Annotated in this window: 11 protein-coding genes; all 11 read right to left on the bottom strand. The window is 38.9% G+C overall.

What is annotated here, in order from left to right:
* Window positions 1-42: 42 nt before the first annotated feature.
* A complete protein-coding gene (locus EI161_RS09975) occupies window positions 43-807 on the bottom strand; it encodes a BREX-1 system adenine-specific DNA-methyltransferase PglX (RefSeq protein ID WP_225735328.1) in 765 nt (254 codons plus the stop codon).
* Window positions 807-4,463 (bottom strand): BREX system P-loop protein BrxC, encoded by a 3,657-nt coding sequence (gene brxC, locus EI161_RS09970; protein WP_192529491.1) that lies wholly within the window; start codon window positions 4,461-4,463, stop codon window positions 807-809. The genes EI161_RS09975 and brxC overlap by 1 nt, the downstream gene beginning before the upstream one ends.
* 13 nt (window positions 4,464-4,476) lie before the next feature.
* Window positions 4,477-5,085 (bottom strand): DUF1788 domain-containing protein, encoded by a 609-nt coding sequence (locus EI161_RS09965; RefSeq protein WP_192529490.1) that lies wholly within the window; start codon window positions 5,083-5,085, stop codon window positions 4,477-4,479.
* A 43-nt stretch (window positions 5,086-5,128) separates the two neighbouring features.
* The gene (locus tag EI161_RS09960; protein ID WP_192529489.1) at window positions 5,129-5,716 is read right to left on the bottom strand and encodes a DUF1819 family protein; all 588 of its coding nucleotides are present in this window, start codon (window positions 5,714-5,716) and stop codon (window positions 5,129-5,131) included.
* A 627-nt stretch (window positions 5,717-6,343) separates the two neighbouring features.
* Window positions 6,344-7,105, bottom strand: coding sequence for a hypothetical protein (locus EI161_RS09955; RefSeq protein ID WP_192529488.1), 762 nt, complete (start codon window positions 7,103-7,105; stop codon window positions 6,344-6,346).
* 425 nt (window positions 7,106-7,530) lie between these two features.
* Window positions 7,531-10,680, bottom strand: a complete 3,150-nt coding sequence (locus EI161_RS09950) for a tyrosine-type recombinase/integrase (RefSeq protein ID WP_192529487.1) — start codon at window positions 10,678-10,680, stop codon at window positions 7,531-7,533.
* Window positions 10,673-12,049: a hypothetical protein gene (locus EI161_RS09945; protein WP_192529486.1), complete on the bottom strand. Its 1,377-nt coding sequence runs from the start codon at window positions 12,047-12,049 to the stop codon at window positions 10,673-10,675. The genes EI161_RS09950 and EI161_RS09945 overlap by 8 nt, the downstream gene beginning before the upstream one ends.
* Window positions 12,050-12,327: 278 nt before the next feature.
* Window positions 12,328-13,251 (bottom strand): hypothetical protein, encoded by a 924-nt coding sequence (locus tag EI161_RS09940; protein WP_192529485.1) that lies wholly within the window; start codon window positions 13,249-13,251, stop codon window positions 12,328-12,330.
* Window positions 13,238-13,807 (bottom strand): hypothetical protein, encoded by a 570-nt coding sequence (locus EI161_RS09935; RefSeq protein WP_192529484.1) that lies wholly within the window; start codon window positions 13,805-13,807, stop codon window positions 13,238-13,240. The genes EI161_RS09940 and EI161_RS09935 overlap by 14 nt, the downstream gene beginning before the upstream one ends.
* 244 nt (window positions 13,808-14,051) lie before the next feature.
* Window positions 14,052-14,270: a helix-turn-helix domain-containing protein gene (locus tag EI161_RS09930; protein WP_192529483.1), complete on the bottom strand. Its 219-nt coding sequence runs from the start codon at window positions 14,268-14,270 to the stop codon at window positions 14,052-14,054.
* A 467-nt stretch (window positions 14,271-14,737) separates the two neighbouring features.
* Window positions 14,738-15,016, bottom strand: a 279-nt coding sequence (locus EI161_RS09925) for an IS30 family transposase (protein ID WP_192524318.1), incomplete at its 5' end; no start/stop codon positions are given.

The following is a 15,016-nucleotide window of genomic DNA, read 5'->3' as shown; positions in this document are numbered from 1 at the left end:
TTCTTTGGGTTATTATAACCTCTTAGAAGCTGTCCAATTTTATTATGCCACTACAAAGCGGCCTAGTGAGTTCTCTACTAAGTAACGTACAATCCAGTGTGGCGTAAACAGCTGAGTGGCTGCAGGGATGTTCTCTGGCGTGACCTTTTCGTTTTTCTTAAGCCCTGCAAATACCTCGTCCTTTTTATCAGAAATATAAAACTGATATAACCACCCTATTACCTCTACATCTTCACAGACCTCAGCAGTCATCGCATCACGCATAGTCGCTAGGATAGAACTGGTAGATAATAAATTATCTGGCATCAAGAGCTGAGTATAGTCATCGATGCGCTGAAATAAGAACGGCATATTGCTATGCCAATAATTACAAGTCGCTACCAGTAGCAGTCGATACGACTCCGCTTGTGGGTCATCGCTTGGCAATGTCCCGTCTAGTAAGCTCAGCACATGCTGCTGTATTTTTTCTGGTATCTCTCTATCGTCGATATGTCCCATCTTAGCTTCTGCTAAGATTTCAGGTTGTGTCTGGCCTTCTGCTGGCGAGACAACCCCAATACGAGTGTAATGGTTAACATCCATGTAGCGCAGGGCACTGAAGCGATTGAACCAAATATAAGCTACTCGTTCAATGAGCTGTTGCTTACCCAATTCAGCAATCTTCGCCTCCAGTTCTGCTATTGAGGCAGGATGCTCACGCCTCGCTAGGCTATCTTTCGCCAGTACAAAACTTAGTTTAGTATTTACCTGCTCAAGTAGTGTAGCTCTAGCCTGTTGTGCAAACTTTTTAAGATTGGCTGTTTCCATTATATTTGTACCCTTTTACCTTTACGGATCTGTTCAAGCATCACTTGACGCATGGCCTCTATATACTGCTGCACATCTTCTTCACTCTCTAGCCAGGCACTTTCATAAAGCACCTTTAGTTTATTTAAAGTAACGCTCTCCATGACAGGCTCTTTTACTTCATGCTTGTCAGTCATGCTATTACTAGTTTTAACAGTGAGGTTTGGCTGGCCAACTTTGCTATCAGGCTCGTATGTACTTTTTACGGTATTCTCTACAGAAATAGTTCGCGGAGTGACTAAGGCCACCATCTTCTGTAATAACGCAGAATAAGTATGCTCTTCAAAGTAATTAGGACTATCTTTAATCACAGCGATTAAGTGTGCTTCCTTGATTGAATGTACCGCTTTAACGAAAGGCGCATCAAACTCAGCTTGCCTAACCTCTGGTAACTTGGCATATTCTTTTGTTTTTTGCATACGTGATTGCATCAAATTAATAGCATCGATAGCATCTTGTCGAGCCTGCTCACACGCTGATTGAACTTGATCTTTGAGAGTATCTAGAAGCGATTTTACTTGCAAAATCTTATTTCCTTTAAAGATTGCAGTATCCTCCAGACTCCTACTCAAGACATTGGCTTCAGTACTATCGATATACTTTAAGTTCGACTCATGGCGGCTTAAATAAGCTTTCGCATCGTCATATATCTTTTTTTGAGACCCATTCATAAATCCAAAAATCAGATCTAGCGTATCTTCTTTGACATTGAATAGTTCATCCTCAACATCTTCATTCAGCTGTGTCAAAAACCATGAATACGGCTCTTTCGTTAATACTCTAAGCTGCTTGATCGCTGGTTCCAACTCACGAAGGAATGGATAGCTATTGATAGCTTTTAGAAGGTCTTCAATCTTAACAATCTTTTCTTTGAGGCTCTCGATGGTTTCGACCGCTAATGCTTTCGCCTCAGTGTTACTTGGAGGAGAGTCAAAAAAACCTTGATAAAACTCTTTTAGCTGACGTATCTGTGAGGGCGTAAAGTCTAACTGTGGCTCTAAAACCATGTTTTCACGGCTACGAGCATTAAGCAGACTATCTGCTAATTTATCTGATTCCAACAAATTACCATCAATTTGAACTTCAACTTTATTGCGCACACATAAGCCTGCCAGCGTGTACAGTGTCGCTATCTGACTCCAACCATAGGGCTTTTTTTCATAGTATTCGACTAAGGATTTACCAGTAGTGCGTAAACCACTTCTCTTATTCCTGTTGATGTAACCAAAAATATCACCTTCCGGTTCCGATAGCTGATTCATATCACCATCTAAGGATCCTTGCTGTGCACCTTGCAATACATCTCTGACATCACTTTCCTTATAAGATACACCTTTTAGCATTTGTAAGTTTGGATACGCTTGAGTGATAAGCTCATTAAAACCTTTATTAATACAGCTTTGTGCATCTGAAGCATTTGCTGCTATTTCATTACCGGCGACAAGTAAAGTAGCGTCTACTATTAACGCCTCAATACGAGTCTCTAATTCATTTAGACGTTCACGGTTTTGTAGACCTTTATCTTGAAGAATACGACTGACTGAAAGCGGCTTAGCCGTAGTATTATTGTGCGATATATATTTTTCTGTCCGTTTGTACATGATGAGTTCGTGCATAAGCCTAGCATCAGGCGGCATGGCCACAAGTAACTCATCGGGATGAAGTGCTGACTTACTAACCAGCTCGCTATGGCTTTCTGAATGCTCATAAAATGGGCTTATGACATTGATGGATAATTCAAACTCTCGTCCATATAGCTTATCATCAAGCTTATTTGAAAAAGAGTAGTCCTGACCTTGATTACCTAAGCCATTAGCATCGTATCGAATTTTTCGGTTTTTAATGACTGTATTAAATATAATCTGTTGAAGATGATCTGCCACCGTTGCCGTATCGACATCCGTACTTTTGATCTCTTCCTCAATATCTTTTTCTTCGTTCGTTAAATACTCATATACCTCACCTGTGCGGCGTATATACGTCTGACTCTCTAATAAATTTAATGCTTGGTCAATTTCCTTTTTCAGCTGACCAATGTCCTTATCAAAGCTGTTAAGCATCAATACACATATATTATGTAAAGTTGGCTTAAATTCTTTAATGTACTTAACTAAAAATAGTGCTTTTAAAACACTAATAGCAAAGTTACTGTCTAAGTTCGATTCTGCCGTTAAAATAGCGCTTTGAATATCAGATTTCAGAGCGGTACGAATACCCTCGAACATTAAATCAAAGGTTGCTAACTCACCAACTTGATTATCACTTATTTTCATAATAACTTGTTGGAACACACCCAGCATTGATCGCTCACCAACTGAACTGTGCTGACCTTCAAAAGCATTATGCTTGGACAGATTAGAGATAGCAGCTTGAAATAACGTAAACTGGTAAGGTATAAATGGATAGCTATTGACAAAGTGCTCTTCACTTTTAAAGTTTTGGTATGCTCGGTTTTCACTCGCAAAATCAAACAGCGTTTTAAAGTTATTTTTTTGTTCATGATAAACGGTAGAGAGAATCTCTTCGCCAGCTTTATTTTTGATAAGCAAGCGCTTTTGAATCACCTCAGCCACATCTTGGCTAGTGAGCTTCATGCGATTAGCGAATCTGGCTTGAATCTTAGAGAAGTCATTGCTTTGTTGGCCTCCTCTTTCACCTACGACACTATCCATATCTTCTTGAGCAGTGACGATTACCCATGCTCTGCCTTTACACTTAGTTGCTAAGCTTTCTGCAACCGTTTGTAGGTTAGTCATGAGCTTTACATTCTCTGCGATGTACTGACCAACCTCATCAACAAAGAAGTTCAACCTGAAATCAGCTAAGTCATTTAGTTTAATCTGCCTTTCTATATATTCATTGACTTGTTTAGCAAAATCCTCGATTGATAGATGATATTGAGCACGGTACTTTTCTAGTATACCTTTTGCGATATCTTCACTTTCATGAGTCACTTGGCTATAGGCTTTAGCGATATTAGATGACTCAAGAATGGCCTGTTCTCTTCCTTTATTCCACTCTTTACCTGAGCTCTCACGATACGCTTGTTTAAAGTCCTCATACAAGGATCTGCTATCAAGGTCGCGTTCAAACTGAGCAATATGACCTTGTTTTCCATAGTAGCCACACATCTCATCGAAAACTTTTACAAAAACAGCCAGTAGCGCGTCAACTTGCGTCTTACTAATAACATCTGCTTTTTGATCAATATTGAACAAAATACTTTTAGATGGAATCGCAACTGCTTTTTTGAGCTTTTGTTTAAGTGTTTCCTTATCCTCACCATTCACTAACTCATTTTCAGGGCATTTAGGTAAAAACAAATCTAACGCTGATTGAGTACCACCACCCAGTTGTACCTGTCTATTTTCAAGCAATAACGCCAGCATTTTTAATAAATGTGATTTACCAGACCCAAAAAACCCTGATATCCAAACACCGTTAGCACCATTGTAGTCATTGTATGCGCTCAAGAAGGCTCTGAGTCGGTTTTGCACTTCATTTGTTAGCACATACTCTTCAAGCTCAATACCAAGGCTAGCATCATCATCAGCTTTAATAACTCCCTCTATTGATCTATCGACTTTTTTTGCGAAAATATCTTTTAAAATGGTCATAATCGTCTCTTAGCTATGCTTCACAATGGTATATATTGAATGCGCGATAATATTTGTCATCATGCAACTTATCAAATAGGTCTAATGATGAGCCTGCCTCAGCAGAATATGAGTAAGCACCTGGGAAAAAGATGACTGTTGGTTTATACTTGGCTGTACTTTGCAAGTTGTTTAAAACATTATGAGAGCGTATATACGGAAAAACTTCACCGACCCCAGTTAAAAACAAAACATCAAAATCTGAAGTCTTAAGCTGTTCAGCTATCGCTGGGATGAGGTAGGCTTCTGGATCTAGAACACCCTGTAACAACTCTTTTAATTCATCCTTAGTGATGCTTTGTTCCAGTTCAATAATCTGATCCCATATCTCCCTCTCTTTAAGCAAGGCGACAGATAAATCATATAAATTAATGGTTAGTACTTCTACACCCTCAACTCTCAGTTTGCTTGCCAGCTGAGTTTGAATGTCATTCATCTGACTCATGTCTCTTGGGCTAAATGGGCAGATAAAAAATGGGACCTCATTACCAAGGCCCTGCATTTTTAGAAACCGCTCACCTGAGATGATAGCAAATAAGTGATCAAACTTAGATTTAAGAGACTTTTTATTATTTACAGACATGCAATTGCGCCTTGACTATGACAATAAACTAGTAAAAACATATTTAATAGGATGGAAAATATTTAATCTCATCTGTATTGTTTTTCTTTATATGATCTAAAAATGTAGTACTCAGCATAACTCCCTGAATGATGTTATCAGTGTTCAAAAAACCAACCTCTCTCATCATTTTGAATAGAACCTGACGTAGCTTATACTTAGTTGATTCACTTAAATTATCGAGCTCACTATACCAATCACACTTATGATTAAAAAAAACATCAAAATCTTCGTGAGTCAAATCCACTTTAAGCGTAATGAACCGCTCACGTAAGACTTCTATTGCAAACTCAGCAATAAATTTATATCGTCGACATATTGCCAGCCATAATATATATATTTGCTCTTGTCGATTTGTCCTCACTAACCATTCAGTTTCTTCTAATGACAGCATTTTCAAACGACCTATAAGCTCCTGACTTATACGCTTAAGTGAGCTTTCAGCTTTAGCTTGTAATAAATTTTCATCGACTACTTTTTTTTTGACTAAATGCCAGTCACTTAATTTTAGATACTCATCCGCTATGACTACACTCTCTCGAGGTAACACAGTAGCTGCGGTAAATGACATTTTATACTTACGAGTATTCATCGGTTTACCCCATTAGTTTAGAGGGTTATAAACAAATCGCCTATTATTGCATATGGATGCCTTAAATAACATACAAGGCACTCAAGAACAGCGAAGTATCATTAGTATCGACGTTAAACGCTCAAACGCTCAAACGCTCAAACGAGAATTTAATAAACTTAGAATAGAGAAAGATATTTTAAACGCTGACTGCTGTACTTATAGTGTGACATCGTGACAGCTCTTTAACTTTGTGGCTTAATACTCAATACTTACATTAACGAGTAACTGGCTTGTCACGCATACAAACAGCCTGTGAAGCCATACAATATATGAGTTGTCACGGTGTCACGTTAAAACCACCTGCCCTATACCCCTCTCTATTATTACCGAAGACTCAATATTCTGAGTAAATACAGAAGAACGCTAATATTAAAGGCAAATCGAAGCTCGATCCTCTAATAATGAGATGATTAGAGGATCGAGCTTCGATTTGTAGAATATTTGAAATGGCTTATCAGTAATCACCTTATGTAGGTTACCTAAAACGAATAGTGATTCAAACTGTCATGTCTAATAAGGATGAACACAATGTAAATTATTATATTTAATATTAATAATACACTGCATGCAGGTTCAGTTTAATATTTAGTCATAATGACACGTAATAGTATTTTTCTGAGTACTGTAAACTGCGCCTCTATCCGCCATTTCACCCCAGTATTCCATAGTACGGGTAGTAAAGTTTGGCCAAATAGCTGCCACATCTGCATTTGATGCAAATTTTAAAACATCTTCACCGCCTGACGATTCGGCTCTAAATTTAAATATATATCTATCTAATGGTTGATTACGATATTTTATACCGTCTATAAAATCAACGTAATACTCAATATATTCTGACCCTTCAACCATTTTTACATCCTTGATAATGTCGCGATGCTCTTGCGACCATTGTGATTTAGGCTTTATGAAGTAAGTATAGTTTTTTGATCCTTTGATACTTTCTGATAATGACTGGCCTTTTAAAAGCTTAAAATCTAATTGATCGCCAGTACAAGCGTCTTCCATCCAGCCAAAACGATAGACCATATCACTAGTTGGTATAGTCCCTGGCTTACTTGTTGTGGAAGTAGCAACAGTTTTAGTATTCTCTTTAGGTGCTCCACCTAAACCTAACCTAACCCCCTCTGCTGCACCTCCTACAACTTCTGTGACCAAAGAACCCATACTTTTTGCTACGGTACTGCCCATTGTTTGACTCTCAGCACAACCAGAAAATGCAATAATGCTACTAACAGCAAATAAGGATAACGTACACTTTGACTTCATAATACTAGCTCTCAATCTATTAAATAATTGTCGGCAGATAATAGCAAATATTTGCCGACAGCTTAACTGTTTATTCATTAAAAAAACAAAATCTCTTACCGTGATGAGTACTTTGTTTTAACTTTTTGTTTACTCTAGTATAGTCTCAGCTTAAGTAAGTTCCTTATAGCGTGCCAGCAGAGGTGCGAGGGCTCGTCGGTATTGTTAACTTCAATATCTAACTACGTAGAACTCTTCAGTCTTATTATGCCCCCATAGCTCTTATAGCCGTGACAACGTGACACCCCTTATAAACATTACTCTCCAACAGAATAGCATCCGTGACAACCTTTCAACAATACAAGTCAGAAATAGGATCCTATCCCTTTCCCCGTATAGCTTGTCTATCTGTCACCTCACTCATGTACTTATTAATACTCACATGACCAACTTAGGTCAACCAGATTAATAACCACTACAAGTTATATTAAAGAAAGTAGTCGTTCAGAATTATAAAAGGCTCTCTAGTTTTCGATGAGTATCATCAGCAAGTATCCTACATATTTAAGAAGTCCTGACGAAGCATAATAATTATCTGTTACAGCTAAATTTTTATCAGAATGTCTACATTTTTTCTGTACTACGCGTACTTCATAACCATGAAAACTCTCACGAGCACCAACACGTATTGAGCTATCGAGTCCTAGCTCTTTTTTAAAATCACGTACTGCTTGCTCGCTATGTGCCCTAATCTGCCAATGACTGGCATCGATAAGTTGACAACCTACTGTCACGAACTGCTGTAGCATTTTAAGCTGCGTCTCTTTAATTCCAAAATGGATAGATGAGGTATTTGAGTTGTGTTTATCTGCAAATATATCCGCAAACAATTTCAGTCTAGTAGGCTCATCAATTGACATCTGATACGCACGATCAAGTGTTTTAACCAAAATTTCTTGGTTTTTGTTTCCCGTGGGCGCACTCAGCAGTAATCTATCATCAATAAAAATCTGATTAGACCTATTATAAATTTGTCTAGCCTCATAAATATGGATACCATGCCGAAGTGCGATCTCTGCCAACTGATCTGCTCTTTTATCAACACTTGTTTTTTGCAGCTCTTCTAACAGCGCAATGACATCGTAAACTTTAGGATGAATAAATATAGATAGCTGGGTACCTACTGCATCATTTAGTGTGTTTTGCTCATAATCTGTATTAGCTAATGTTCTGTTGTCATCGAATAAAATACTCTTGTTAGCAACCTTACTGATTAAATAGCCACGCATCTTATCAAGATGTACCTGTTTAGTGCTAGCAGCATAAGCCCTGTCATCCTGTCTATTCACTGTCTGATAAGCAATACCTGTCACCATCTCAAATACGGTTATAGGCATAGCAAGCTTAGCCTTACTCATCTGCCACCCAGCCAGCAAATGAGCGGTATGAATATAGTATTCAAATGTAGTGTCTGGCGTTAGATGCCCAGCAAGGCTAGCTAATCCAAACCACATCCCCTTTTCTTTGTTATTAGCAAGCACAGCGCTAACGATAGCGTCGCTATGGGCTGTATCATAATCTGTCATCACCCGCGCAAGTGGCGAGCCGCTTAATACCAGCGCCAGTTGGCTAATCGCGGTATGCCGCAAGCTATGAAAAGTGAACCCATGGGTAATCAGCAGTCTATCCCATATCATTTTCATCATATTACTAAAGAATACGGACGGCAGTGGCTGATCGCCTGAACCTTGTGAAAATAAATAATTTCTTTTTAATCTTTTTTGTTGATAATAGAATGCAATGAACTGTTGTAACTCGTCACCCTTGAAAAGACTATCTATCGGTATCACCCGTTTGGCACTACTACTTTTTAGGCGGCGATATCCGTTAGGTTTGAGGATTATTTTTGGCACTTCAGTCACTTGTCCATTGATGACACCTATATCTGTAATATCGTTAACTTTAATACCAATGATTTCATTAATACGCATCCCTGTTCGATAAGCAAGTGCCAGTACAATAAAACATAGCTGCTTTTGTTCTATCTCTAACTCTGATGTTTGGATATAACTTTTCATCGCTCTATACACGCGCGGTGATATCATTTCAGCTTTGACCACTTGCCGGTTATTACCCCAGGGAAAATGCACATAAGAAGCATCAAAGTACATACGCTGATGATCGTGAAATGCTCTCAGACGGCCATAAGTAAATTTCTGGCTATCTTTTAGGCAGTTAAGATGAGATAGCTTTTTACCAGTAGCATTGTCATCATCATCTATACCACTAAACATATCATCAAACTCTGACGACTTGCACAGTACAGAAAACTTGCGACCGTCTTTTACTTTACTTTGAATAATTTGCTCATATATTTCCTCAAAGTCAGCACCTTCCCACTGATCAATATCCTCATCCATCGTCAGCATAAGCCAATCACGACCGATGCAGCCCACATATTTACTGATGGTATTCAGTCTAATGCTATGATCATCCAGTAATGATAACGCCCAGCTAAGCAATCGCACAGCATTAGGCTGGCTAGTGTCTGTCTTTAAGGTTGTGATAGTAGAAATAGCGGCGTTTCTAGTCAATTTCAGCGCATCTTGCAGCTCTTTGATCAGATTTTTACTAAAACTTGGATAATTTATGGTACTACTTTGGCTGTTCGACTTTATCGATGCTTGATAGCTGGCATCAAAAAGCTCAGACCACTTAAGTGGCTCAGGGTTTTTATTGATGACTTCTTGGTTATAACGAATAAGCTTATCAGTAGGCAAATCTGTTGTTTTTATATCGCCTTGCTTCACCACGGCTAGCGCCCCATCAATCAGGCTCCCCTCTAGCTGTCTCCAGTGGTTGTTGGCGTATTTGATAAGCAGTGAGTGCTGCGGGCGCTCACTATCTTTATTGGTAAGTTTAAGCGTTTTTGAGATATCGTTGATTATGGTATTAAATGGCTTTATCTTGGCAGTGTTTAACTCTTTATCCTTTAGAGCGTATAAAAAACATAGGCTCATATCATCGGGAATATAATCAGCGAATCGCTTTAGACTTTCACTCTCATCAGCAGCGCAGCCATAATTATCATCAGGTACGCCAAGCGCTATCACGGCCAAACGCTCCATCCCGCTTTTTTTATCAGTCGCTGGCATGTTAATTTGATATATACGGCGCTCATCAAAAATCCAATCATACAGCGCTTTTAACACATCAATGTCATTGATACCGCCATATATGATGCTGCAATACAATAAACCCTCAACTAAGTCATTGACTGAGAAGCGCCGTTTTCGTTGCCAAACCTCTATCATTGTTGCGCCACTGTCTGCCACAGCGCGTCCATTCACAAACCAATCATAGTTAATGATCAAGCGCTCACGAGTTGCCAGTATCGGTACCACAGGCTCATCAAGGTATATCTGGTGAGCTTTATTATAATCACGAATAAACTCTAAAAAGCCGCGCCGCGCCAATTGAAATTTTTGAGCGGTATCGAACTTCTCCTCTAGTAACTGGTTAATCGCTTCATAATGATGCTGCAGCTCACAAGGCGATTGCATAGGATATTGATTGATATATTCTTTAATTAGGGCTTTAGCATCACGCTTGATACTTTTTTTAGCTTCTTCTCTATTAAGCTGTCGCAGTTTATGAGCGCTAATATTATCCATATAGACGAACCTCAATTTGTTTTAAGTGAAGGTTTGTAGCGATCGCATCTAAATGGGGACTGAGCTGGTGCAGCTGATTGATAGAGCTTGATGACATCGGGTGCATGAATTCCTGATCAGCATGCTCATGACCGTAAAGGGCGCAAATCAGATAGTCGGGCACGCGCCCTGTGAGCATAGATCTAAGCTGATGACGCAGCCAATTATCCTGATGACTAAAAAAGTCTTGCAACTGGTAGCGGACTCGGCTTGGCGTGATAGCAGTAAACCCTTTTGGATTTTTTTGGTAAATTTGAATGAGGGGTTGTTCTGATTGCAAGATGTCATTGATGGGATAAGGCGCTGCTGGACATAACGGATTATAGATGGCGGCAAATTGTTTAATATAAGTCATGTAGTTTTGTATAGCCGTTATCAAAAAATTGCTAAGAGGAACGAGCCTGCCATCAGACTGCGCATGACGCTCTTCTTTGTCAGATACCCATAACATGCGCCGCTTAAAGTCAAACTGGTGTAGCAAGCCTGGTGCGTGCTTGACTGGGCGAATACCGGTTTGGATCATAACAATATGCCATAGCCAAATGCTATAGCTATTGAACTGCGCAATATAGCGATCCATGTGGGATTTTAGCTTCTCATTAAAGCTCTCGGCACTAGTCGCTATTTGATCAAAGAACTTTTTACAAATACTTGTCTCAAGCGCCATGTCACTACCAATGTAGTTTTTATTGCCATTCATCGGTACGCTGCACTCATCTATCAAAAGCGCTTTTTGCTCGTCATTACAGTACGCACATAACAACTGCACGGCGTTTTTATAAGTATGCTCTAATTCTGATGTTTTAATACTGGTGTAATACAGTGCCGAGCTATGCCGTACATCAATACCTGTGATCAGATCAGCATGTAGTGGCTGTTTAAACTCGTTTTTGATAATGACAAGCAGTCCCGCTTCAATATGCTGAGGACTAAGTGCTGGCAGGTCAAGCTGGCTTTTAGCGTAAGAAAGAGCCGATTTAATCTCATCGGATGAAACAGTAAGCTTATCCTCAAGCATGACCTGCAAGGCAACAGGCAGTGCGCGATAAAAGGTACTGCCATAGCTTTGTCTGTGGCCAAGCAGATGACTTCGAGTATTGGTGGTCACATCAATCGTGATGGCAATGCAACTTATCTTACGGATACGGTCATAAATAAAATACTGACGTTGGCTACGACTGTACTGCCAATCGGCAATAACCCTATCAATACTAAGACCGCTTAGCAGTGATAGCAGTAATACTGCATATCCAGTCTTATCTTCTGTATTTTCGCTAATAAAGCGTTGCCAAAGCGTAGCAAATAGCATTTGGTAGCCAGTAGTACTCATCTGACGATGATTGGCGGGAAAATGAAATTGATTGCGACTAGGGGCTGTATAGAATTCAGCTATGGAACTGACAGAGACTATTTTTTAGGCAATTCGACGCCAAAAATAGTAAGTTTAGTCATTCTAAGCGCGATAGTTTTGGCTAGGAAGTGGTAAAAAATAGTCCTGTTCCTTGACTGATGCTAAAATCGCCCCAGACGTTGTTGTAAATCTAGCTAAGGTCTCGACATTACCTTCGACTTACGCCTAGTCTGAAACAATTTTAGCAATCAGCAGTCCTAATAGATGAATTCTATACAGCCCCTAGCATGTTGATGATTATTTTTTAATCGCCACTGCTGTAGCTCAGAAGATTTAGCGATTTGTATAGCGGGCTTAAAGTCATTGTCTAGCAATGGTACTTCATCGTCATCAGAAATATTTTCAGCGCTTGCCACGTTACTGTGCTTTCTTGATTGCTTCGTACTAAACAATATCTCTTGTAATGGCTCACCATCAATATGCGCCACTGTCTTGGTGACTGTTTGAGCCGACTTTACTCGTTTAGTGTTTTCAGTATAGGTTTTACCAATAAAAGCCTTATTATCAATCGCTACCTCATAAGCCAACCTAATTTGACCAATTTTACTACCAAGATATTGGTTGGCTGTTTCACCTGTTGCCTCTTCCTGTTTGACGCTTGCTTCATATTGTCTGATATGAGATAAGAATGAGGATAGGCCATCGCACTGATCGTGAATGCTGATTAACTGGTCGAGAATGCCACGTTGTGGATCAGAAGGTCTTAGCGCCATACGAACACGCACACCAAGCTTATCTATTTTGGCAAAGTGTTTGTCGTGGCGTACTGTGATCATAAATATCACTTTTAAATAGCCGCTCATAAATCGCCAAGCATTATTATTTATATCAACTTCGCCATACACCTGATAAAAGACAATCAGCATATAGGTAACCGCCCACTCTACTGTTTTACCTTGCCGAATGGTTTGTCTAATCACATCTCCACAGTCTATATCAGTAAAGCCTTTAAGATTGTCATACGGTATCGAAAACACTAAACCAATATCATCATCTGCTACCAGACTAATTACATTAATCGCAAGCTGACGTATCTGTAACTGATGCGGCGAGTCTACAGGGATAAGCTTGTCTAATACTCGCCTAGTAGTCACATCATCAAATAATTTAGTTTGACTCATAAGAGGCATCCATCCAATCCATGTTTTTGTGCAGTCCCAACATCACCTCATCATTAACCGCCTTGCCCTGCTGATACTCATAAGCACTTTGATTGATACCAGCAAATCTACAATAGTTCTCTATGGTTAAACGATCAATATTCATAAGCTCACAAATAATGCTTTTTGGCGCACTAGTGCTCAATGCCTTTAAAAACTCAGGATGATTTATTCCTCTTGAGAAAGCCATCTCGACAACCTCACTCCAAGCCAAGCGCTTAATATCTTTCAGACTTTCAGCAGCAACTAAACAAGGCTGACGTAAGCTGGGCTCTTCTCGAATGACTTTATCAATCCGCATAAACTCATTGAAAAAATAGTAAGTCTCATTTTTATCAATTACCAAACGCAGTGGTGGTCGATAGTAATCATTCAATCTAGTCATGTTTATACTTGCCACTCTTGGTCTAAACTGCTGCCAAACTGCCAATGCTTTTTGCGCATCTGTATGTATAACCAAATTTCTTTTATCAAAAGTTAAGAACTTCTGAGTAGGTTTTAGATGAATAATATTCATTATATTTATCTTAATAGTGAATTATATTAATTATAATATGTTATAACCTATCGATTGTAAAGCCCTTAATATCGCTGTCATATCCTTATGTTTAGATAACTGAAATATTAATCCATAACCATTTTCTAGACAAAAAAAATACTCTCCAACCTATGATAAATAAAGGCTAAAGAGTATTTTAAAATTTCAATTTTAGTTGGGTGAGGAGGTTAACGTCTTATAGCAGTCGACCTTCCTATAAAACTTAGTTCTCTTCATTCTCATCGGGAACATACTTTAAAACATCCCCTGGGCTGACTTTTAATACCTGGCACAACTTACTCAGGGTATCGAATTCTATGCGAGTTGTCTCATCGTTATAAATTCTATGAAGCGTTGATTTGCTGATGTCTGTCATTCTTACTAAATCTGCAACTCGCAACCTTCTTTCCGCTAAAAGCACTGGTAGATTACATAAAATCACAATAAAATCCTTATTGGTAAGTAAAAAATACTTGCCAGTGACTACTTTTCTGTTAAAATAATACTCGTTGGCAATAACTAAGTTTCCGTCAAAAACTATTTTGTGCTGACTAACGCTTTATTATGTCATAGACTCATCTTGCTGCTCAATAGCTGGCTAACTATGACGGGTGCGACTTGTTCGATAGATATAATGACTATAAAAATGTGACACTAATCATAGTCATTCTGCCATTAAAAAGGAGTATATTGTGGGCATCAGGATTGAATGGAGCATGACACAAAATGCTTGGGACAAACGGGTCTGTGAGGATTATTGGGCCTATGATCATAAAACCAGCTATATAGATTATGTCCACCTACTTTGTCAAAAGTATAATATTAGTTCACACGTATTATTTAAAACTTAGATTAACACACCAAGTGCAACGCTAAATTATATCTTAGATTAACACACCAAGTGCAACGCTAAATTATATTATAGAACACCTGATTGGGCGTTTTAAACCCTAATCGTTTTCTTGGTCTGTTGTTTAGTTTATTCTCAATGTCCTGTATCTCATTATCAGAGACTTGTCTAAAGTCACAACCCTTAGGCAAGAACTCTCTGATTAAGCCGTTAGTATTCTCGTTGGTTCCTCGCTGCCATGACGCATAAGCATCGGCAAAGAAGAAGGAAGTAAAGAGCTTTCGTTTCACCTTCTTATGCTGAGCAAACTCTTTACCATTGTCAGAGGTAATGGTCTT

Source organism: Psychrobacter sp. FME5, assembly GCF_014861375.1.
Lineage (GTDB): Bacteria > Pseudomonadota > Gammaproteobacteria > Pseudomonadales > Moraxellaceae > Psychrobacter.
This window is presented reverse-complemented; position numbering and strand designations above follow the sequence as displayed.